The sequence below is a fragment of the Polaromonas sp. P4_F9 genome, from assembly GCF_056401235.1.
Genome location: NZ_JBFUJT010000012.1, coordinates 116,484 through 137,819 on the forward strand (window position 1 = coordinate 116,484; position 21,336 = coordinate 137,819).

17 protein-coding genes are annotated in these 21,336 nt (G+C 64.0%); 7 read left to right on the forward strand and 10 right to left on the reverse strand.

All coding sequences use genetic code 11. From position 1 onward, the window contains the following. Nucleotides 1–63: 63 nt before the first annotated feature. Nucleotides 64–1,449: a sensor histidine kinase gene (locus tag AC1DUB_RS12755; protein ID WP_477729792.1), complete on the reverse strand. Its 1,386-nt coding sequence runs from the start codon at nt 1,447–1,449 to the stop codon at nt 64–66. A 538-nt stretch (nt 1,450–1,987) separates the two neighbouring features. Here AC1DUB_RS12755 and AC1DUB_RS12760 point away from each other — a divergent pair. Then, nucleotides 1,988–2,134, forward strand: a complete 147-nt coding sequence (locus AC1DUB_RS12760) for a hypothetical protein (RefSeq protein WP_477729793.1) — start codon at nt 1,988–1,990, stop codon at nt 2,132–2,134. 40 nt (nt 2,135–2,174) lie between these two features. On the opposite strand, the gene AC1DUB_RS12765 is transcribed toward AC1DUB_RS12760, so the two are convergent. From AC1DUB_RS12765 to xdhC, 7 genes are all read right to left on the reverse strand, one after another. Further along, nucleotides 2,175–3,377, reverse strand: coding sequence for a hypothetical protein (locus tag AC1DUB_RS12765; protein WP_477729794.1), 1,203 nt, complete (start codon nt 3,375–3,377; stop codon nt 2,175–2,177). A 73-nt stretch (nt 3,378–3,450) separates the two neighbouring features. Then, the gene (locus tag AC1DUB_RS12770; RefSeq protein WP_477729795.1) at nt 3,451–4,767 is read right to left on the reverse strand and encodes a glycerate kinase type-2 family protein; all 1,317 of its coding nucleotides are present in this window, start codon (nt 4,765–4,767) and stop codon (nt 3,451–3,453) included. Between the two features lie 208 nt (nt 4,768–4,975). After that, nucleotides 4,976–5,947, reverse strand: a complete 972-nt coding sequence (locus tag AC1DUB_RS12775; RefSeq protein WP_477729796.1) for a tripartite tricarboxylate transporter substrate binding protein — start codon at nt 5,945–5,947, stop codon at nt 4,976–4,978. Between the two features lie 93 nt (nt 5,948–6,040). Next, nucleotides 6,041–7,129, reverse strand: coding sequence for a tartrate dehydrogenase (locus AC1DUB_RS12780; RefSeq protein ID WP_477729797.1), 1,089 nt, complete (start codon nt 7,127–7,129; stop codon nt 6,041–6,043). 267 nt (nt 7,130–7,396) lie between these two features. Beyond that, nucleotides 7,397–8,527, reverse strand: a complete 1,131-nt coding sequence (locus AC1DUB_RS12785; protein WP_477729821.1) for an ABC transporter substrate-binding protein — start codon at nt 8,525–8,527, stop codon at nt 7,397–7,399. Nucleotides 8,528–8,788: 261 nt separating this feature from the next. Next, entirely contained in the window at nt 8,789–10,006 is a 1,218-nt protein-coding gene (locus AC1DUB_RS12790; RefSeq protein ID WP_477729798.1) for a urate hydroxylase PuuD, read from the reverse strand. A 156-nt stretch (nt 10,007–10,162) separates the two neighbouring features. Next, entirely contained in the window at nt 10,163–11,035 is an 873-nt protein-coding gene (xdhC, locus tag AC1DUB_RS12795; protein WP_477729822.1) for a xanthine dehydrogenase accessory protein XdhC, read from the reverse strand. 258 nt (nt 11,036–11,293) lie between these two features. On the opposite strand from xdhC, the gene AC1DUB_RS12800 reads away from it, so the two are divergent. After that, nucleotides 11,294–11,827 (forward strand): hypothetical protein, encoded by a 534-nt coding sequence (locus tag AC1DUB_RS12800; protein WP_477729799.1) that lies wholly within the window; start codon nt 11,294–11,296, stop codon nt 11,825–11,827. Nucleotides 11,828–12,119: 292 nt separating this feature from the next. Here AC1DUB_RS12800 and AC1DUB_RS12805 read toward each other — a convergent pair whose 3' ends face one another. Both AC1DUB_RS12805 and uraH read right to left on the reverse strand, forming a co-directional pair. After that, complete coding sequence (locus AC1DUB_RS12805) at nt 12,120–13,136, reverse strand: tripartite tricarboxylate transporter substrate binding protein (RefSeq protein WP_477729800.1); 1,017 nt, start codon at nt 13,134–13,136, stop codon at nt 12,120–12,122. An 87-nt stretch (nt 13,137–13,223) separates the two neighbouring features. After that, nucleotides 13,224–13,577 carry a hydroxyisourate hydrolase gene (gene uraH / locus AC1DUB_RS12810; protein ID WP_477729801.1) on the reverse strand — a complete coding sequence of 118 codons (354 nt, stop codon included), beginning with the start codon at nt 13,575–13,577 and terminating at the stop codon, nt 13,224–13,226. A gap of 91 nt (nt 13,578–13,668) precedes the next feature. On the opposite strand from uraH, the gene AC1DUB_RS12815 reads away from it, so the two are divergent. The 5 genes from AC1DUB_RS12815 (at nt 13,669) to AC1DUB_RS12835 (ending at nt 21,012) form a co-directional block, all read left to right on the forward strand. Beyond that, nucleotides 13,669–14,334: a GntR family transcriptional regulator gene (locus AC1DUB_RS12815; RefSeq protein WP_477717978.1), complete on the forward strand. Its 666-nt coding sequence runs from the start codon at nt 13,669–13,671 to the stop codon at nt 14,332–14,334. Nucleotides 14,335–14,452: 118 nt separating this feature from the next. Beyond that, nucleotides 14,453–15,388 carry an allantoinase PuuE gene (gene puuE, locus AC1DUB_RS12820; protein ID WP_477729802.1) on the forward strand — a complete coding sequence of 312 codons (936 nt, stop codon included), beginning with the start codon at nt 14,453–14,455 and terminating at the stop codon, nt 15,386–15,388. 20 nt (nt 15,389–15,408) lie between these two features. Then, nucleotides 15,409–17,184 (forward strand): 2-oxo-4-hydroxy-4-carboxy-5-ureidoimidazoline decarboxylase, encoded by a 1,776-nt coding sequence (gene uraD, locus AC1DUB_RS12825; RefSeq protein ID WP_477729823.1) that lies wholly within the window; start codon nt 15,409–15,411, stop codon nt 17,182–17,184. Next, nucleotides 17,181–18,452, forward strand: coding sequence for a M20 family metallopeptidase (locus AC1DUB_RS12830; RefSeq protein WP_477729803.1), 1,272 nt, complete (start codon nt 17,181–17,183; stop codon nt 18,450–18,452). Before uraD ends, AC1DUB_RS12830 begins: the two co-directional genes overlap by 4 nt. A gap of 256 nt (nt 18,453–18,708) precedes the next feature. Further along, nucleotides 18,709–21,012 carry an NADP-dependent malic enzyme gene (locus AC1DUB_RS12835; protein ID WP_477729804.1) on the forward strand — a complete coding sequence of 768 codons (2,304 nt, stop codon included), beginning with the start codon at nt 18,709–18,711 and terminating at the stop codon, nt 21,010–21,012. The last annotated feature ends 324 nt before the right edge of the window (nt 21,013–21,336 follow it).

The window sequence follows — 21,336 nt, forward strand, 5'->3', positions numbered from 1 at the left end:
CGCTTGCTCCAGTGCCGCGACACTGTGAAGCCGCCATGCAGGGCATTCGTGAGCCACAGCCCGTCACTCAGCAGGTAGCTGTTTGAGCACCGGCGCAAAAGTCACAAACACCGATGTGCCTTCGCCCGGCGTCGATTCCACCCAAATCCTCCCGTGATGCCGGGCGATGATGCGCTGGCAGGTTGTCAGCCCAATGCCGGTTCCGCTGAACTCGCTCAGAGTGTGGAAACGTTGAAATGGCTTGAAGAGCAGTTCGGTGTTCCGCGCATCAAAGCCAACACCGTTGTCCTGAACCCGAACAATCACGTCAGCCCCCTCTGCATCCACCAGCAGCCGAATGTGCGCATCGTCGCGCTTGCCGGTGAATTTCCAGGCGTTGCCCAGCAGGTTGGCCAGCAGTGGTAGCACCAGGCCGGCGTCTGCGCGCACATGCAACGATGCGGGCGCTTCAAAGCGCACCTTGCGATGGGGCTCCTGGTGCTGAAGCTCCTCCATGATGTCTTGGGCGATGGGAACGAGGTCCACGTCTACGATGTTCAGCATCGTCGTGGAAACCCGTGACAGGGACAACAGGTCATTGACCAGGCTGGCCATCTGCTTGGCCGAACGTTCGATGCGGGCGGTTAATTTGGCACCGTCCTCGTTCAGCACAGCGGCATACCGCTTCTGAAGAATCTGCGTGAACCCGACCACGGAGACCAGCGGTGACTTCAGGTCGTGCGCGACAGTTCTTGCAAACGCGTCGAGCTCGGCATTGACGCGCACCAGTTCGGCCGTTCGTTCCGCCACCAGCCGCTCCAGCTCAAGCTGGTTCGCCGCACGCTGCGCCTCGTGTTGCTTTGCTGCCGTGACGTCGATGGCCATCACCATGGCGGCCTTGCGCTGCAGGAACTGCACCGTATGCAAGGTGAGGTGAACAAAGACGACCTCGCCGGACTTCTTGCGGTGCCGTACCACACCCATGTCGTGCGGTCCCTCCAAGACGTCCTGCTTGGTTGCGAGCAGGAGCGGCAAGTCTTCTGCCGAGCGTATGTCCCTCAGGTTCATATGCAGGAACTCATCATGCGAATAACCGTAATACCGCGTGGCAGCCTCATTCACGGCCAGGAAACCGAGCGTCTCCTGGTCATACACCCACATCGGCTTTGGGTGTTGCACGAACAGATCGCGCGCATGCAGCTCCATGGCTTCAGCCCGGTTGCGTGCATCGAAGAGCCGCCTGTAGCCCGCGTTGACCAGGAAAATCAGGCCAAGGGAGGTGCTCAGAACATAGAAGATGCCCTTATAGCGCTGGGCCGTCGCCAGCCAGACAGGGCCGACAGAAATGGACGTGACAAAAGTGTCTGAAGCGAAAATCCAGAGAACCCCAAGCGCGGCGTAAAGTACGCCGATTCCCAAGGAAAACCTTGAAACGTTCGGCCTCAGGACTGCTTTGAAGTTTTGACTCATGGCAAACTCTATTGGGTCCTCCTGGCACCTCGCCACAACGGCGAGCTCTTCCTCTTCGTGCTTCGCCTCCGCGGCACGGCACGACGATAGCACGGGACGAAGAGCGCCAACACCGCGACCACCTCAGGAAAGCGATGATTTTCCACCTTTTTGCACCCTACTTTCTCGCCGGGTTTCGCTACGGCGCATGAGCAGCGCTCATGGGCTCTCCCGGGCAGCAGCGCGACTGCAGTTTTACCGCTGGATGGTGTTCAACATTCTGACTGGCAAGGCGACAACCTCCTGCGGGCATTAACGTCGCACCGACCTATGACTTGCGATGCACGGCGGTATACGAGACCAGAGCCCTGGCTAACGAAAAGGGCCACTGGCCCGGCACGCCCTTGGCATTCTTCCAGGGCAACGCGACCACCTTTGCAGTGACTCTCGCTAACGTGCTCGAAGGCGAAGCAGGCTATGGGTCTGGCCGAGGCGACTGCGAAACGGGACTTGACCGCTCGACCATACCTCGATCGCCGAGTGGCACGGCAGGAGCCTTGTGCAGCGCTACCTGATGACGCGAGGCGAGACTCCGATCATGGAGGAGTACGACGAGGTGCGCATCTTCGCTGGCCGCAACGCACGAACGATGCGTCGCATGTTCGCCTGGGAGATTCCGGCGCAGATCCAGCAGTTGCGCGAATAAGAGAGAGGCTGCGCCGGAGCCCTGCCGCAACGCTGAGTCCTTAGATGGCGCGGTTCAGGTCCACGTCCAGGCCTGCCCGCTTCATCTCGCGCGCCAGCAGCAGCCGCCACAAGCCCGTGTCGTCGACCGTGATACGTGTCGCGCCCTTCAAGGCGGCCGGCAATGCACCCTGTTCGGACAGCAGGCAGACGATGCGGCTGCGGCCGAGCACGGCGAGCATGAATCCGATGGCCAGCATGGCTGCCGGTGCGTCGGGGTCGTCGCCCGGCAGAAGCAGCAGGAACGCCACGTTGCGCAGCGCCTCGAGTTGATCGACAGAGACGGCGTCGAGTACCGCCGCCTCCAGTCCCAGTTGCTCCAGGAGTTCGCACGCCTGGCCCGCAGCGTCGTCGCCGCCCCAGCCCAGGACGGCCACGCGTCCGCCGGGCACGGCTTGCTGCGCTGTGATGGAAGAGGAAGCGGAATCGGGATCGGCTTTGGACATGGGCATCATGGTAACAGCGGGAGATGAAGGCGTCTGCGCGGTCGTCGGTACAGGTGACGGTGCCGGAGTGGGCGCAGACACCGGCGCCTGTGCAGGTGGCGGTGATGGTTCCGCCTCCGCAGCCGGAGCCGCCGCCGGCGCACTCGTCGGTACAGGCGACGGTGCCGGGCTGGGCGCAACCACTGGCGCCTGTGCGGGTGGCGGCGGCGGTGGTGGCGGTTCCACCTCTGCAGCCGGAGCCGCCGCCGGCGCGCTCGTCGGTACAGGCGACGGTGCCAGGGTGGGCGCAGACACCGGCGCCTGTGCGGGTGGTGGTGGTGGCGGCGACGGCGGTGGGGGTGGCTCCGCCTCTGCAGCCGGAGCCGCCGCCGGCGCGGCAGCGGCCCGGCCCTCAAGACGCTCCGTCAGGAGCTTCTTGGCCGCATTCAGATGGGCGATGGCCCGATCGATCCCATGCTTGACTTTTTGCTGGCGCTCCTCGACCGAGTAGCGGTCGCCGAAGGTCTTGTCCAGGAAGAAGTCCTGTGTCGCCACGGCGTACTGCCTGTACTCAGGTGTGCCCACGCCGAAGCTGTCGGCAAGGGTAGCGTTGATTTTCTTTTGCAAGGCCTCCATGCCCGAGTCCCAGCCATCCCGTGCGACCGAGACATCGAAGGTCCGCAGCATCTTGACCTGCCGGTTGACCTTCTCGATCGTGTTCTTGATCGAGGCCTTGTCATGGGTGCCTGCGGGTGGCGGTGTGTGTTTGTCGATGGACATGCAGCTTCCTTATGCGGCCAGCCTGCACTTTAACGCGTCCGTGACGCGAACCCGAAGAAGCTCGTGGCGCAGCCTACAAAATCAGCATCGCCCGGAAGTCATTGACATTGGTATTCGTCGGCCCGGTGATGACCAGGTCACCCAGCGGCTCAAAGTAGCCATAGGCATCGTTGCGGTCCAGGTACTGGTTCAGCTTCATGCCCTGTGCCAGCGCCCGTTCCAGGGTGTCGGGTGCGACGAACGCGCCGGCGTTGTCTTCCACACCGTCAATGCCATCGGTGTCGGCGGCCAGCGCATACACGCCCGGTTGCCCCTGCAGCCCCAGCGCCAGCCCCATGCAGAATTCGCCGGCCCGCCCGCCCCTGCCTTTGGGGGTGCCGTCAGGCTGCTTTTTGATGGTGACGGTGGTTTCGCCGCCGCTCAAAATCACGCAAGGTTTCTGGAAAGGCTGGCCCTTGAGCGCCACCGCGCGGGCCAGTGCCGCATGCACCTTGCCGACTTCGCGCGACTCGCCTTCCATTTCATCGCTGAGGATGTAGGCCGTCAGCCCCGCATCCCTGGCAACGGCGGCGGCGGCTTCCAGGCTTTGCTGCGGCGTGGCAATCATGTGGACCTCATGGCCGTTGAAGGCCGCATCGCCGGGCTTGGGCGTTTCGAGCGCGCCCTGCTCCAGCAGACTCATGAGCCCGCCCGGAATCGCGATGCCGTAGCGCGCGAGGATGGCCACAGCCTCGGCGCAGGTGCTGGCATCGGGCACGGTCGGGCCGCTGGCAATGATCGAGGGGTCGTCGCCCGGCACGTCGCTGATGGTGAGCGTGACCACGCGCGCCGGCGCGCAGGCCGCGGCCAGCCGCCCGCCCTTGATGCGCGACAGGTGCTTGCGCACGCAGTTCATCTCGCCAATGTTGGCGCCGCTGTTCAGCAGGTCCTTGTTGATGCGCTGCTTTTCTTCCAGCGTGAGGCCCTCGGCGGGCAAGGTCAAGAGAGACGAGCCGCCACCGGAGATCAGGCACAGCACCAGGTCGTCCGCAGTCAGGCCCTGCGTCATGGCCAGGATGCGCTGCGCAGCCGCCAGGCCCGCCGCATCGGGCACCGGGTGCGCCGCCTCGACCAGTTCGATGCGCTGCTTCAGGCCCGCAGGTCGCGGTGGAATATGGTGGTAGCGCGTGACCACCAGCCCCTCCAGCGGTGCATCAGCAGGCCAGAGGGCCTCGACGGCCTGCACCATGGAGCCCCCGGCCTTGCCGGCGCCCAGGACGATCGTCCGACCCTTGGGCGGCTTGGGCAGCCACGCGGCCGTGTTGTGCAAAGGCAGCGCACGTTGCACTGCCGCGTGGTAGAGATGCTCCAGAAACTGGCGCGGCTGGGAGGCGGGGTTGGGTGCGGTCATTCGGATGTCTCTTGCGGGTTATTGGAAGGCAGTTGATTGAACAGCGCTGCTTTCCGGCACTGCTCGCTGTCCCGCCCAGACCGTCATTGTGCCGCCGTAACTCGCCTGTAACACCGCACCACGGTTAAAAGTGAATTACCCCGCGCCGAGCCATCCCTCCAGCAAAAAGCGCCTTCCGGGGGGGGCCGACGCCAGCGGCCGGCCCGGCCTACTTCTTGCCCAGACCCAGCCGCTGCGCGCCCTCGGTGTACAGGCGCACCTTGTCTTTCATGAAAGCGTCCATCTGATCGGCGCCGACATTGACCAGCTCGAACCCGCTCCTGGCCGCGAGCTCCTTCATTTCAGGGTCGTTGTTCATGGCGGCCCAGAGGTCCGAGAGGCGCTTGCGCGCTTCGGGCGGGGTTGACTTGGGCACACCGATGCCGCGGTAGGCGCCATCGACCCAGTCCACACCGAGCTCCTTGAAGGTGGGCACTTCGGGCATCAGCGGGTGGCGTTTTTCCATGGCCACGGCCAGCGGCCGCAGGCGGGTCTTGTTGCTGATGGCAAACGGCGTGTAGGTCATGGCACCGTCGACCTGGGAACCGATCACCGCCGTGGCCATGTCACCCGTGCCTTTGTAGGGGATGTAGTTGGTCTTGACGCCGAAAGCCGCATTCAGGCGTTCGTGCGCCGCGTGGTTGGCCGAGTTCAGGCCCGAGCCACCCAGGCTGAGCTGGCCGGGCTTGGCCTTGGCCGCACTGAGGAAATCGGCAAAAGTCTTGATCGGGCTGGACTCGGGCACCACGAGGATGTCGGGCGTGTAGTGGAACCAGAACACCGGCGTGATGTCCTGCGTCTTGTACTGCACCTGTCCCTCCAGCGGCTGGAACACGATATGCGGCAGGTTGATGCCAACCACGTTCAGCCCGTCGCCCGGCAACTGGTTCATCTGGCCCCACATCAGCCCGCCCCCCGCACCGGCCTTGTACTGGATGATGGTGTCGATGGCAGGGCATTTTTTCTTCAGCACAACCTGTTGATGCCGTGCCGACAGGTCGGACTCGCCGCCAGGCGGAAAGGCCTGCCAGTACAGCACGTTCTTGTCGAGGCAACCGGGCCCGGCGGTTGCCGGAGCGCCTTGCGCCAGGGCCAGCGGGGCCAGCAAGGCCAGGCCGATTGCACTTAAAAGCTGTTTCATGGTTTGTCTCCTGTTGATTGTTGCCATCTCGTCATCCATCAGGCCAGACTGGCCAGTCAGGTCCTTACCGTCTGGCCTGCCAGGCCAGGCCTGTCACGCCGCCTGGCGCACCGGGGCCGCGGCAAAACGCGCGCAGACGGCGTCGGTGACCTGTGCCATCGTGGCCTTGCCGCCAAGGTCGCCGGTATGCAGCGCCGGGTTGGCGGTGATGGCTTCCACCGCCTCCATCAGCACCCTGGCGGCCTCGGGCTCCCCAAGGTGCTCGAGCATCATCACGCAGGACCAGAAGGTGCCCACCGGGTTGGCAAGGCCCTTGCCCATGATGTCGAAGGCAGAGCCGTGAATCGGCTCGAACATCGACGGATAGCGGCGCTCGGGGTCAATGTTGCCGGTGGGCGCAATGCCCAGGCTGCCGGCCAGTGCGGCGGCCAGGTCGCTCAGGATGTCGGCATGCAGGTTGGTCGCAACAATCGTGTCGAGCGAGGCCGGGCGGTTGATCATGCGCGCCGTCGAGGCATCCACCAGTTCCTTGTCCCATTTGACATCCGGAAACTCTTTGGAGATCTGCAGGGCAATCTCGTCCCACATCACCATGGCATGGCGCTGGGCGTTGGACTTGGTGATCACCGTCAGCAGCTTGCGGGGGCGCGACTGCGCCAGCTTGAAGGCAAAACGCATGATGCGCTCCACACCGGCACGCGTCATCATGGAGACGTCGGTCGCCACTTCGATGGGATGGCCCTGGTGGGCGCGGCCACCAACGCCCGAATACTCGCCCTCGGAATTTTCGCGCACGATGACCCAGTTCAGGTCTTCGGCCTTGCAGCGCTTCAGGGGGCCGTCGATGCCGGGCAGGATGCGCGTGGGGCGCACGTTGGCGTACTGGTCAAAGCCCTGGCAGATCTTCAGGCGCAGGCCCCAGAGCGTGATGTGGTCGGGGATGTGCGGGTCGCCGGCGGAGCCGAACAAAATCGCGTCCATGCCGCGCAGCGCATCCAGGCCGTTGTCCGGCATCATCACGCCGTGTTGGCGGAAATAGTCGCCGCCCCAGTCGAACGAGGTGAAATCGAATTTGAATTTGCTCTGCGTGGCGGCCAGCGCTTGCAGCACGGTCTGGCCGGCCGGCACCACTTCCTTGCCGATGCCGTCACCGGGAATACACGCGATCTTGTAGGTTTTCATGAAATGTCCTGGGCTGTTGTGAGTTGTCCTGCCGACAACTTTAACGATTGCCCAGTGCGTTTAAAACATTTCAGGTTATGTCATTATTTACTTCAAGCTAACAATTGTTGAGCCCTCATGCGCCCTGTTCCAGGCATCAGGGAACAGGTACTCAGGTACTTTCAGTCAGGGTGGCCGCCGAGACGGCAGTTGGCCGTTGTTCGACCCTCTCCTCCGGAGCGCGGCCTCACAACGCCGCCATCATCAGACGGCGGTGATGCCGGCAGATCACTGCCGAATACGACCGGCCTCGGTGACGATGGTCAGTTCCACAAACCTTGAGCCGGACCGCATGCCCGGCTTGAAGCCGACCTTGTAGCCGCCCAGGTCGAGGTCCAGGCCGTCGAGCGCTTTCACCAGCCCGTCGCGGGAGACACGGGTGCCCATGCGCCGCACGGCTTCCACAATCACCGTGCCGGCAATGTAGCCCTCCATCATCGCGTAGCTCACCGGCACTTCCAGGTCAGGGGTGCTGCCCGCCAGGTCGCTGAATTCCTTGTTCAACCGGCCTGAAATCTTGTACGGGTTGGGCGTTACCTGGGTGATAGCCAGGCCCTTGAGCTGGGCCTCGCCCAGGCGCTTGGAGATTTGCTCGATGTCTGCGCCCGAGTGTGCGAACAGGCGCGCCGTGCCGCCGCCTCCCTGGTATTTTTCAATGAAGGCTGCTGCAGCAGAGCCGCTGGCGACGATGATGATCGCCTGCGGCGCCGCGGCAATGAAGGTGTCAATCACCGCATTGGGAACCTTGGCCGTACCGGCCGCGTAAGCGCCCTTGGCCGTGATGTGGGCGCCCTTGCTCTTCATCACGTCTTCCGTCGCGGCAATCAACGGGGCAGCACCGGGGCCATCCTGGTAAAAGAGGCCAATGCGGGTGATACCGACCGTGACGAGATGTTCGGTGATCTTGTTGATCTCATCGCGCAGATTCGCACGGACGCTGTAAAGCAAGGGCGCCTCGGCCCTGATCTCGTTCACGCGGTAGCCCACCAGCGGGATATTTTCCTTTTCGAGCAGGCCGGAACTGACCAGCTCGCCAATCACGTGGTCGCCGAAGTAACCCGCCAGCACGAGCGGGCGGCTCTCGCCGAGCAGCTGCCGGGTGGCGGTCATATTTTCGGCAGGGCTGCCGGAATCGTTCTTGCGGACCAGGCTGAACGTATGGCCGTTCACCCCACCCGCCTTGTTGGCCTTGTTCAGGGCCAGCTGGATGCCGGTTGAATAGGCGCGGGCCTGCGAGCCCTCCAGCCCGGACAAGGGGGCCACCTGCCCGACAACAATCTGGACGGCATGGACTGCCAGCGGCGCGGCCAGGGCAGCGGCAACCGCCAGGTGACGAATCAGGAACTGCAAACGCATCATCATGGGTTTCTCCTCCTCATAGGGTGTGGCACGCCAGGCGGACTGGAGAGGCCGCGGCGACCATCTGTTTCTTGGTTATCAGGCTAATTAGGCTATTGGGCCTAACGGATATCGGCACAGGGCAGTGCCCGGCTACAGCCGTCAGGCAGCAACCGCCACGAATTGAAGCACGGGATCCGGCGATACGGGTACGTGGAATTACGCAGACGCGCCCGCGCAGTGCTGCGCCGACGGTTGCGGATGCGGTGACCGGTCAGCGGATCAAGGCGTCCGGGCACCCGCCTCAAACCACCTCCGGAGCAGCTCGCGCTCCGCGTCGGTCATGCCGGTGGCATTGTTCATGGGCATGGCCTTGCTCACCACAGCCTGCTGGTACACGGCTTGCGCATGCCGGCTGAGCTGCTCCGGCGAATCCAGCCGCACGTTTTTCATCTGCACCTGCTCGCCATGGCACTGGTAGCAGCGCTGGGCCAGCACCTTCTGCACCGCGGCATAACTGCCGGCGCCGTCAGCCCCCGTACCACGTTGGCCAGTCGCTATCGATTCGGTAGCAACCGGATTCATCCAGACGATCGCGCCGATGATCACCGCGACCCCGGTCAGCGCATAAGGCAGCGGGTGGCGGTTGCGGCCCAGCTTGTAGCCATGGCGCAGCACAAAGAACTGCCGGATGGCGGCGCCGGCCAGCATCATCAGGATGAGCACCAGCCAGTTACGCGGATGACTCCAGGTAAAACTGTAGTGGTTGCTCAGCATGGCAAACAGCACCGGCAGCGTGAAGTAGGTGTTGTGCACGCTGCGCTGCTTGCCGCGCAGGCCGTGCACCGGGTCCACCGGCTCACCGGCCTTGATGGCAGCAATCACCTTGCGCTGGCCCGGGATGATCCAGAAAAAGACATTGGCGCTCATGGCCGTGGCCATCATGGCTCCCACCAGCAAGAAAGCCGCGCGCCCGGCAAACCAGTGGCAGGCCAGCCAGGACGCGATGCACACCAGCAGCGCAACCAGCGCCCCGACGATGGCATCCCCATTTTTGCGCTGCCCCCACAGCTGGCAGATGCCGTCGTACAGCATCCAGAACACCACCAGGAAAGACAGCGCCACACCGACAGCCGCACCCGTCGACCAGTTCATCAGGGACTTGTCGATCAGGTAGGTGCCGGCGTTCCAGAGATAGGAGATGGTGAAGAGCGCAAAACCCGACAGCCAGGTGCTGTAGCTTTCCCAGTAAAACCAGTGCAGGTGCGCCGGCAACTGCGGCGGTTGGACCGCGAACTTGACCGGGTGGTAAAAGCCGCCGCCGTGTACCGCCCAGAGCTCGCCGCTGACACCCTGCCGCTTCAGGTCCTCGTCTTCCGGCGGCGTCAGGCTGGAATCGAGAAAGACAAAGTAAAACGAGGAACCGACCCAGGCGATGGCGGTAATGACATGGACCCAGCGCAGCAGCAGGTTGGCCCAGTCGAGAAGGTAGTTTTCCATATCTCTCAACCTATGCAAACCTGCTCACCACTGCGGGCGCTGTAAGCAGAAATTAGGCCGCGAACAAAAGAAACAGACGTTTCCCGGCTCCGCTGCGGCCTGATGGCGCTAGTTTATCGAGTTTGACGGCCGCCGCAAAATTCGTGCGGCACCGCCTCAAGCCGCGTTGACGGTTTGCAACAGCTGGGCCGCCACGGCGACCGCAATCACTTCCGGTTCCTTGCCGCTGATACCGGGCACGCCGATCGGGCAGGTCACCTGCGCCAACTCGGCCGGCGTGAAACCCCTGGCCTCCAGCCGATGGCGAAACACCGCCCATTTGCTTTTGCTGCCGATCAGGCCGATGTAAGGCAGGTCGGCCTTCTCGCGCTGGCGCTTCAGGCAGGCGGCCACTATATCCAGGTCCTCCGCATGGCTGAAACTCATGATGAGCACGCGCGACTGCGGCGCCAGGCCGGGCACGGCCGCCTGCACCGGCCCGGAATACTCGCACACGACGCGTTCCGGCACCTCGTCGGGGAAGACCTCGTCGCGGCTGTCGATCCAGGTGAGCAGAAATGGCAACGGCGCCAGCACCTGCACCAGCGCATGGCCCACATGGCCACCGCCAAACAAGGCCACCGGCACCAGCCTGCCGGCCAGTTCATCGGCCAGGCTTTGCGCCAGCGCGGGCGCATCATGCGCGCCAACCCTCTCGAAACGAAGATGCACCACGCCACCGCAGCATTGGCCCAGCGCCGGCCCCAGCGCAAAACGCACCGGCGCCTCGGCGGCCTCCTTCGCCTCTTCCGCCTCTTTCCCTTGCACGCCCTCGGCCAGCAGTTGCGCACGCGCCCTGGCAATGGCTTCGTATTCCAGGTGACCGCCGCCTATGGTGCCCACCAGGGCGTCGGCGAAAACGGCCATCCAGGTACCGGCCTCGCGCGGAACGGAGCCCTGGGTCGAAACCACCCGCACCAGCACCGCCGGCTCATGGGCCAGCCGTGCCAGAAAAGCGTCGACGGGCCGACTGGTGTTGCTGGAAACCATTGGTGACGAGTTGGCCATGTCAGCTGATTGAATTGTGGGCAAAATAGTTACATCAACAACATGAATTCAACAAGGGGCACAAGGAGCGCTGCAGGCACACGAGGCGACAAGGCACGCCGTACGCGAATACAGGCTGAACCCTTACCTTAGCACCACCTCGCCCGATTCGGGCACAGATGGCGCTTGGCAACACCCCGCTCCCGGGATCAGTCCGGACAAATGGCAACAAGCAACAAACAATAAGCGGACACCCACATCATGAGACACGACACGCCTGACTCCGCACTTCGCCGCCACTGGCTGCTGGCACTCCTCGCCGCCTCGTTGGCTGCACTGCTCAATGCCTGCAAGACCGCCCCCGAAGTGGCTCTCCCCGAGTCCCCGAAGGAGCCCGACAAGCCCGACAAGCCGGTGGTCGGCCCTGTCGCCGCCCCGAAAGGCTCAGCCCGAACGTCTTCGGCCAGCTCGCCGCGCGCCTACCGGGAAGACGGCGCCACCCATATTTATGGCCTCAATGCCGACCGTATTTACAAGGGGAAAATGCCGCCGCTGCTCTACGCCATCGGGGTCTTGAACGTGGAGATAGACCGCGCCGGCCGCGTGACCCGCCTGGACTGGATGCGCGCGCCGCGCCATGCCCCGGAGGTAGTTGCAGAAATTGAACGCACCATCAAGGAAGCCTCACCCTTTCCCGCGCCCACGCGGCTGGGCAAGGTGGTTTATACCGACACCTGGCTGTGGCACAAGAGTGGCAAGTTTCAGCTGGATACGCTGACCGAAGGGCAGAACTAGAGCCCCCACGCTTGCTCACTGCGTGTAGCCGCTGCCCCCCCCGAGGAGGCCGCCCGCCTGCGGCCCGGCAAAGCCGGTTCCGCGGCTCAGGCTGGGTTGAAGATCCCTCTTTGTCGCTCTTTCATATCCGGTAGTCCTGGCTTGTCGAAGGATGGCCCCAGGGCGCTCCAAGCGCGATGCGCAGCGAGCCGTCCAATACCAGCAGGGGCCGCGGGACTGGCTTTGCCAGACCGCAGGCGCAGCGGCCCCCTCGGGGGGGCAGGGAGCTACACGAAGTGAGCGACCGTGGGGGTCACTCTATTTTGAGGTTTTGCGTTTTCACGACGTTGCGCCAGGCGCGATAGTCGGCTTCGATGAAGTGGCCCAGCAGCGCGGGCGAGCCGGGTGCGGGCTCGACGGCATCGGCCTTGAAGCGGGCGAGCACGTCAGGCAAGGCCACTACCTTGTTGATGGCAGCATTCAGGGCATTGACGACGGCAGCAGGCGTGCCCGTGGGCGCCATCAACGCGAAATAGTTCACCACATCGATGCCGGGCATGCCGGCCTCGGTCATGCTGGGCACATCGGGCAGCGCGCTGGAGCGCTTGGCGCTCGTCACGGCCAGGGGCTTGATGCTGCCGTTCCTGATGAAGGGCAACAGGGCGGGAATGGTGCCGGTGACCAGCTGGATCTGCCCGCCAATCATGTCCATGGTGGCGGGTGCCACGCCGCGGTAAGGAATATGCGTGATGAAGGTGCCGGTGCGCGCCTTCAGCAGTTCCAGCACCAGGTGGTTGACGCCCCCCGCACCGGCGGAACCGTAGTTGAGTGCGCCGGGGTTCTGCCTGGCCAGTTTGACCAGCTCTTTCATGTTGTTGACCGGCAACTGGGCGTTGGCCGCCCAGACCAGCGGGCCGCTGGCGATCATGCCGACCGGCGTGAACTGGCGCAGCGGGTCGTAGTTGGCGCTGGGCAGCGATGCAGCCACCGTGGTGAACGGCGAGGCCACCAGCAGCAGGGTGTAGCCATCGGCCGGAGCCTGGGCCACATACTGCGTGCCAATCGCGCCCGAAGCGCCGGCCTTGTTGTCCACCACAAAGGTGGCGTTCATGACTTCGCCGAGCTTTTGCGCCACCAGGCGCGCCATGGCGTCGGTGCCGGCGCCCGGCGCAAAGGGCACCACGATCTTGACGGCGCGGTCGGGATAGGTAGAAGTAGAAATAGAAGGGCCTTGCGCCCGTGCGGCGGGAAGCACCAGACTGGCGGCAGTCCCTGCAGATAACAGCAGGGCTTGGCGGCGGCTCAGGGCGCCCGTGGACGTGTCGTTCATGTAGAACCAAAAAAAGTGGCAACCGGCGGATTGTCGCCGCCTCCCATGACTGCTGCGTGACAGGGCCGCGACAGCCGCCGTGCGGCTTCAGCTTCCGCGGTAGGTCGAATAACTCCAGGGGCTGACCAGCAGGGGCACGTGGTAATGCTGGCGGGTATCGGCCACGCCGAAATCCAGCGTGACCTGGTCCAAAAAGGGCGGCTCCGGCAGCAACACGCCCTTCGCCCTGAAATAAGCCGCCACATCGAACACCAGCCGGTAAGTGCCTGCTTGCAGCGTGGCGCTGTCGTAGAGCAGCCCGCCCGGGTGGCGGCCATCGTCATCAAGGGTGAAGCTTTTCACCAGCGTGACCTGGTCGCCACGGGTGGTGAACAGTGCGACCCGCATGCCGCCCGCCGGCGTGCCGTGCATGGTGTCCAGTACATGTGTGCTCAGGCCCATGGCGTTCCTTCAGGGTTCAGGGTGGGTGAAAAATGCGAAATGGTTCACCAAAATTGTATACAGTTTTTGGATTTAGGGCTATGATGTCTGCATGGAATCATCCACCACCCATGCCATCGTCGAAGCCCTGACCAAGGCCATTGTGGAGCACCGGCTGCACCCGGGCACCAAACTGGCTGAACAAAAACTGGCCGATCATTTCGGCGTGTCGCGCACGCTGGTGCGGCAGGCGCTGTTCCAGCTGTCGCAAAACCGCCTGATCCGCCTGGAGCCCGCCCGCGGCGCCTTTGTGGCCGCACCCTCGGTGCCCGAAGCCCGGCAGGTATTTGCGGTGCGGCGCATGCTGGAGGCGGAAATGACCCGTGCCTTTGTGCGCGATGTCACGCCCGCCAAGATCAAGGCGCTCAGGGACCACGTCAACCAGGAGAAATCGGCCGTTGAGCGCAACGATGTGCCGGGCCGCACCGAACTGCTGGGCGACTTTCATGTGCGCATGGCCGAACTCATGGGCAACGAAGTGCTGGCTCAAATACTCGGCGAGCTGATCTCGCGCTGTGCACTCATCACCCTGATGTACCAGACCGCCAGTGCCGCCGAACACTCGAACGACGAGCACGCCGAAATCGTCAAGGCCCTGGCGGCCAAAGACGAAGCGCTTGCCGTGCGCCTGATGACCGAACATTTGCTGCATGTCGAAGAAAACCTCGCCTTTGACCGCAAGGTTCCCACCAACGATATTTCGATGGCACTGTCATGAACACAACACACGCACTGACAAACTTGACGGTAACCCAATTTTCCGACGGGCCGCCCCCAGGAAAATTAGCCCCCTCGGGGGGCCGCGTAGTACGCGAAGCGACAAGCGTGGGGGCACTATGAATTACGATTCCACTGCACCCTATCCCCGTGATTTGGTCGGTTATGGCCGCAATCCGCCGCATGCCCAATGGCCAGACCAGGCGCGCATCGCCGTGCAGTTTGTACTGAACTACGAAGAAGGCGGTGAAAACGCCGTGCTGCATGGCGATGCAGGCTCCGAACAGTTCCTCTCCGAAATGTTCAACCCGGCCAGCTTCGCCGACCGCCACCTGAGCATGGAAGGCATTTACGAATATGGCTCGCGTGTGGGCGTGTGGCGCATCCTGCGCGAATTTGAAAAGCGCAAGCTGCCGCTGACCGTGTTTGGCGTCGGCATGGCGCTGCAGCGCCACCCTGAACTGACCTCAGCCTTCGTTGAGCTGGGCCATGAGATCGCCTGCCACGGCTGGCGGTGGATCAGCTACCAGAATGTCGACGAAGCCACCGAGCGCGAGCACATGCGCCTGGGGCTGGAGGCCATCGAACAACTCACCGGCACCCGCCCCTTGGGCTGGTACACCGGGCGCGACAGCCCGCGCACGCGGCGCCTGGTGGCCGATGACGGCCGGCTGGCTTACGACAGCGACTACTACGGCGACGACCTGCCCTTCTGGATGAAGGTCGCGCGCACCGATGGCACGGTGGTGCCGCGCCTGGTGGTGCCCTACACGCTGGACACCAACGACATGCGCTTTTCGTTGCCGCAGGGGTTTTCCCAGGGCGACGATTTCTTCACCTACCTGAAGGACAGCTTTGACGCGCTGTACGCCGAAGGCGACGAGGCCCCGAAGATGCTGAGCATCGGCATGCACTGCCGGCTGCTCGGGCGGCCGGGGCGCATCGTCGCGTTGCAGCGCTTTCTGGACCATGTGCAGCAGCACGACCGCGTCTGGGTGTGCCGGCGCATTGATATTGCCCGGCACTGGCAGCAGACCCATCCGTATCCAGCATGAAAGGGAACCCCGCCATGGCCATCACTATCACCCTGGAACAAGTCAACCGTGCCTCCCGCGCCGAAGCGATGGAACTGCTGGACGGCCTGTATGAGCACTCGCCGTGGGTCGCCGAAAAGGCGCTCAACGAACGCCCTTTCCACTCACTGGCACATCTGAAACACGCGATGGCCCGCGTGCTGCACGACGCCGGCAAGAACGCGCAGATCCGCCTCATCCAGGCCCACCCTGAACTGGCCGGCAAGGCCATGGTCAGCCAGAGCCTCACGGCCGAGTCAGCCCATGAGCAGGACAAGGCAGGCCTCACGCAATGCACGCCGCAGGAGTTTGAAACCCTGCAGCACCTCAACACCGACTACAACGCCAAATTCGGCTTCCCCTTCATCCTCGCGGTGCGCGGCCCACGCGGCAACGGGCTGAGCAAGCGGCAGATCATCGAGACCTTTGCGCGGCGCCTGCAAAACCACCCCGACTTCGAATTGCAGGAATGCCTGCGCAACATCCACCGCGTGGTTGAACTCCGGCTCAATGACAAGTTCGCGGCCGAGCCGGCGCTGGGCAACGACGTCTGGGACTGGCATGAGCAACTGGCCCAATACAGCGACCCGGGCTACGCCGAAAAAGGCCAGTTGACGGTGACCTACCTCACCGACGCACACCGCGCCTGCGCGCAGTTCATCAGCAAGACCATGCGGGACTGCGGCTTTGACGAGGTGGGCATCGATGCCGTGGGCAATGTGGTTGGCCTCTACAAAGCCGCCACCCCCAACGCCAAAACCCTGCTCACGGGCAGCCACTACGACACCGTGCGCAACGGCGGCAAGTATGACGGCCGGCTCGGCATTTTTGTGCCCATGGCCTGCGTGCGCGAACTGCACCGCCTGGGCCGGCGACTTCCCTTCAACCTGGAAGTGGTCGGCTTTGCGGAAGAAGAGGGCCAGCGCTACAAGGCCACCTTCCTGGGGTCGGGCGCGCTGATCGGCGACTTCAAGCCCGAGTGGCTGGACCAGAAGGATGCCGATGGCATCACCATGCGTGAAGCCATGCAGCACGCCGGGCTCCAGCCCGCGGACATCGCGAAGATCAAGCGGCAGGCAAACAACTACCTCGGCTTTGTCGAAGTCCATATCGAGCAGGGACCGGTGCTCAATGAGCTGGACCTTCCGCTGGGCATCGTCACCTCGATCAACGGCAGTGTGCGTTACCTCTGCGAAATCATCGGCATGGCCAGCCACGCCGGCACCACACCCATGAACCGCCGCCGCGACGCAGCCAGCGCCGTGGCCGAGCTCGCGCTCTATGTGGAGAAGCGGGCCGCCCAGGACGGCGATTCGGTCGGCACCGTCGGCATGCTGCAGGTGCCGAACGGCTCCATCAATGTGGTGCCGGGCCGCTGCCTGTTTTCGCTCGACATGCGCGCGCCCGTGGATGCGCAGCGCGATGCATTGGTCGCCGACGTACTGGCGCAACTCAAAACCATTTGCGAGCGCCGCGGCGTGCACTACACGCTGGAGCTGACCGAGCGCGCGGCCGCCGCGCCCAGCGCGCCCGAATGGCAGCGGCGATGGGAGGCTGCCGTGGAACCCCTGGGCGTTCCGCTGTACCGCATGCCCAGCGGCGCCGGCCACGACGCCATGAAACTGCACAAGGTGATGCCGCAGGCCATGCTGTTTGTGCGCGGCGAGAATTCCGGCATCAGCCACAACCCGCTGGAGAGCACCACCAGCGACGACATTCAGCTCGCCACGGCCGCCTTCCAGCGCCTGCTGGCCAACCTGGCTTTGGAAACCCCATGACCACCACCAATATCAACACCGACATCAATACCAACAACACCGCCTACAAGCAGCTTGACCGCTGGATCGACGAGCACTTCGACGAGGAAGTGCGCTTCTTGCAGGAGCTGATACGCGTACCCACCGACACGCCGCCGGGCAACAACGCGCCGCATGCCGAGCGCACTGCCGAGCTGCTGCAGGCTTTCGGCTTTGAGGCTGAAAAGCACCCCGTTCCCGAAGCTGATGTACGAGCCTACGGACTCGAATCCATCACCAACCTGATCGTGCGCCGCCCGTATTCGAAACCCGGCGAAGGACGCACGATCGCGCTCAATGCCCACGGCGATGTGGTGCCACCCGGCGAGGGTTGGACCAAGGATCCTTATGGCGGCGAGATCGAAGACGGCAAGATCTACGGCCGCGCGGCCGCTGTCAGCAAATGCGATTTCGCCAGCTTCACCTTTGCCGTCCGGGCACTCGAAGCACTGGGCGCGCCGCTCAAAGGCGGTGTCGAGCTGCACTTCACCTACGACGAAGAATTTGGCGGCGAGATGGGACCGGGCTGGCTGCTGCGCCAGCGCCTGACCAAGCCCGACCTGATGATCGCGGCGGGCTTCTCGTATGAAGTCGTGACCGCCCACAACGGCTGCCTGCAGATGGAAGTCACCGTGCACGGCAAGATGGCCCATGCGGCCGTTCCCGACACCGGCGTCGACGCGCTGCAGGGCGCGGTGCATATCCTCAATGCGCTGTATGCGCAAAACGCGCTGTACCGCAAGGTCACCTCCGGAGTCGCGGGCATCAAACATCCCTATCTGAATGTCGGCCGCATCGAGGGCGGGACCAACACCAATGTCGTGCCCGGCAAGGTGATGTTCAAGCTGGACCGGCGCATGATCCCGGAAGAAAACCCGGTCGAAGTCGAAGCCACGATCCGCCAGGTGATTGCCGATGCCGCCGCCGGCTGCGCGGGCATCACCGTGGACATCAAGCGGCGGCTGCTGGCCAACTCGATGAAACCGCTGGCGGGCAACAAGCCCCTGGTGGACGCCATCCAGAAGCATGGCGAGGCGCTGTTTGGCCAGAAAATCCCGGCCATGGGCACGCCGCTGTACACCGACGTGCGGCTCTATGCCGAAGCCGGCATTCCCGGCGTGATCTACGGCGCCGGGCCGCGCACCGTGCTTGAATCGCACGCCAAGCGCGCAGACGAGCGCCTGGAGCTGGAAGACCTGCGCCGCGCCACCAAGGTGATAGCCCGTACGCTGGTGGACTTGCTGGCCTGAGCTAGCCGGCAAAACTCAGGTAAACCCGGCTTGTGCCGCCCGTGCTCCATGCGAAAGCCACTATTGAGTGCGGCCCCTGCGAATCGGTGCGCGGTGCGTGCGCAAGGGCGTCACTGACGCCTGAAAGTGAGCCGTCACAGGCGTAATATTAACTTCGTGCGCATGAACCGGGAAAGCCGGCGCTCGACCGCATGAACACCAGGAAAGCAGCGCTGGTCGCCAGTCTTCCAGCCATCAGAAAACCAGGAGACACACCATGACCACTCCTCTTTCTCCGGCTGAAGAAGCGCTGCGCGACGCCGCGCGCGACTACCACCGCAGCCCGGTGCACGGCAAGATATCCATCACGCCGACCAAGCCGCTGTCCAACCAGCGGGACCTGTCCCTGGCGTATTCGCCCGGCGTGGCCTACCCCTGCCTTGACATCGAGGCCGACCCCTCGCTCGCGGCCGAGTACACCTCGCGCGGCAACCTCGTGGGGGTGATCACCAATGGCACGGCCGTCCTGGGACTGGGCGACATCGGCCCGCTGGCAGCCAAGCCGGTGATGGAGGGCAAAGGCTGCCTGTTCAAGAAATTCGCCGGCATCGACGTGTTTGACATCGAGCTGGCCGAGCGCGACCCCGACAGGCTGATTGACATCATCGCCGCCATGGAGCCCACGCTGGGCGGCATCAACCTCGAGGACATCAAGGCACCGGAGTGTTTCTACATCGAGACGAAACTGCGCGAGCGCATGAACATTCCGGTGTTCCATGACGACCAGCACGGCACTGCCATCATCTCGTCGGCCGCCATGCTCAACGGCCTGGAGCTGGTGGGCAAGCGGATTGAAGACGTCAAGGTCGCGGTTTCAGGTGCGGGCGCGGCCGCACTGGCCTGCCTGGACGTGATGGTGGGTCTGGGGGTGCGCCGCGAAAACGTCTATGTCTGCGACTCCAAAGGCGTGATCTACGACGGCCGCCCCGGCGGTTTTGACGAATCCAAGAAACGTTTTGCCCAGGAAACGGCGCTGCGCACGCTGGCCGACGCGGTCTACGGCGCGGACGTGTTTCTGGGGTGCTCGGCGCCCGGCGTGCTGACGCAGGACATGGTCAAGACGATGGCCGCCAGCCCGATCATTCTGGCGCTGGCCAACCCCGAACCGGAAATCCGGCCCGAGCTGGCCAAGGCGGCGCGGCCGGACTGCATCATTGCCACGGGCCGTTCGGACTACCCGAACCAGGTCAACAATGTCCTGTGCTTCCCCTACATCTTTCGCGGCGCGCTCGATTGCGGCGCCACCAAGATCACCGAGGAAATGAAGCTCGCCTGCGTGCGGCAGATTGCCGACCTGACCAAGGCGGACATCAGCGAGGAAGTCGCCCGGGCCTATATCGGGCAGGAGCTGGTGTTTGGCCCCGACTACATCATTCCCAAGCCTTTTGACTCGCGCCTGATTCTCAGGATCGCACCGGCGGTGGCGCAGGCCGCGCAGGACTCGGGTGTGGCGACCCGGCCCATCACGGACATGGCCGCTTACCGGCAGCAGCTGTCGCGTTTCGTGTACTCGACCGGCATGCTCATGCAACCGGTGTTCAATGCGGCGCGCGCCATTCCGGACCCGCACAAACGCGTGGCCTTCGCCGAAGGGGAGGACGAGCGCGTGCTGCGTGCCGCGCAACTGGTGCTCGACGAAGGCCTGGCCCGGCCCATCCTCATCGGCCGTCCCGCCGTGATCGAGACCCGCATCGCCAAGGCCGGACTGCGGCTGCGGCTCGGCCACGATGTGGAATGCGTCAATCCCGAGGACGACCCGCGCTTTCGCCATTACTGGGAAACCTATCACCGGATCATGGGTCGCCACGGCGTGACGCCCGACGCCGCCAAGGCGGCAGTGCGCCGCTCCACCACCACCATCGCCGCGCTGATGGTCAAACTCGGCGACGCCGATGTCATGCTGTGCGGCATGGTGGGCCGCTACGACGGACATCTTGAGCATGTGCGCGACATCATCGGGCTCAAAAAGGGTGCGTCCGGGTTTGCGGCGCTCAATGCACTGATGCTGGACAAACGCACCCTGTTCATCGCCGATACCTTTGTCAACGAAGACCCGAGTGCCGAGCAGCTGGCCAGCATTGCGCTGATGGCAGTCGACGAGGTGCGGCGCTTCGGCATCCCGCCCAAGGTGGCCTTTCTGTCGCACTCCAACTATGGCTCGTCCAACCGCGCGTCGGCGCGCAAGATGCGGCTGGCCCACGAGCTGTTCGCCAGGATGGCGCCCGACGTGGAGTCCGATGGCGAGCTGCAAGGCGATGCGGCGCTGTCGGAAGAGGTGCGGCGGGCGTCCCTGATGGAAAGCAATCTGAGCGGAGAGGCCAACATCCTGATTTGCCCGAATCTGGATTCCGCCAACATCCTCTTCAACGTGCTCAAGATGACGGGCGGCCAGGGTGTCACCGTCGGCCCCATTCTGCTCGGCACGGCCGCCTCGGCGCACATCCTGACCACCTCGGCCACCGTGCGGCGCGTGGTGAACATGACGGCACTGGCCGTGGCCAGCGCGGCGGCCCGGCGCTGACACGCCCCCCGTCACCGCTCCTGGAGCCGTGACAGGCACCATCCAGGGTTTCCGGGGCTCGCCTGCATCCGTGCGCTGCGAAAGTCGACGTTTACCGACGCACGCTGCGCGATCTGCCAGGTTGACGGTCAGGGGCTTTCGGCCCTCCCCCCTCAAAACTCCCGCTGCGGCGGGAGTTTTTCTTTTCCGGGGCGCTCTGTCTGCACCGCCCGGGTGAGCCGGTGAAATGGGCGAGATGGATGAGCCGGTGAAACGGGCGAATCAGTTTTTACTTTCCCGGCAGGGATGACTCGGGATAACCCTGAAATGTTATTTCCGCACTTT

Excerpts from the sequence above, each read along its gene's own strand:
- xdhC (WP_477729822.1), bottom strand. The coding sequence starts at position 11,035 with ATGGTTTCCAGCAACACCAGTCGGCCCGTCGACGCTTTTCTGGCACGG.
- puuE (WP_477729802.1), top strand. The coding sequence starts at position 14,453 with ATGAATTACGATTCCACTGCACCCTATCCCCGTGATTTGGTCGGTTAT.
- AC1DUB_RS12800 (WP_477729799.1), top strand. The coding sequence starts at position 11,294 with ATGAGACACGACACGCCTGACTCCGCACTTCGCCGCCACTGGCTGCTG.
- AC1DUB_RS12790 (WP_477729798.1), bottom strand. The coding sequence starts at position 10,006 with ATGGAAAACTACCTTCTCGACTGGGCCAACCTGCTGCTGCGCTGGGTC.
- AC1DUB_RS12775 (WP_477729796.1), bottom strand. The coding sequence starts at position 5,947 with ATGAAACAGCTTTTAAGTGCAATCGGCCTGGCCTTGCTGGCCCCGCTG.
- AC1DUB_RS12765 (WP_477729794.1), bottom strand. The coding sequence starts at position 3,377 with ATGTCCATCGACAAACACACACCGCCACCCGCAGGCACCCATGACAAG.
- AC1DUB_RS12780 (WP_477729797.1), bottom strand. The coding sequence starts at position 7,129 with ATGAAAACCTACAAGATCGCGTGTATTCCCGGTGACGGCATCGGCAAG.
- AC1DUB_RS12770 (WP_477729795.1), bottom strand. The coding sequence starts at position 4,767 with ATGACCGCACCCAACCCCGCCTCCCAGCCGCGCCAGTTTCTGGAGCAT.
- AC1DUB_RS12835 (WP_477729804.1), top strand. The coding sequence starts at position 18,709 with ATGACCACTCCTCTTTCTCCGGCTGAAGAAGCGCTGCGCGACGCCGCG.
- AC1DUB_RS12805 (WP_477729800.1), bottom strand. The coding sequence starts at position 13,136 with ATGAACGACACGTCCACGGGCGCCCTGAGCCGCCGCCAAGCCCTGCTG.
- AC1DUB_RS12815 (WP_477717978.1), top strand. The coding sequence starts at position 13,669 with ATGGAATCATCCACCACCCATGCCATCGTCGAAGCCCTGACCAAGGCC.
- uraH (WP_477729801.1), bottom strand. The coding sequence starts at position 13,577 with ATGGGCCTGAGCACACATGTACTGGACACCATGCACGGCACGCCGGCG.
- AC1DUB_RS12830 (WP_477729803.1), top strand. The coding sequence starts at position 17,181 with ATGACCACCACCAATATCAACACCGACATCAATACCAACAACACCGCC.
- AC1DUB_RS12755 (WP_477729792.1), bottom strand. The coding sequence starts at position 1,449 with ATGAGTCAAAACTTCAAAGCAGTCCTGAGGCCGAACGTTTCAAGGTTT.
- AC1DUB_RS12785 (WP_477729821.1), bottom strand. The coding sequence starts at position 8,527 with ATGATGCGTTTGCAGTTCCTGATTCGTCACCTGGCGGTTGCCGCTGCC.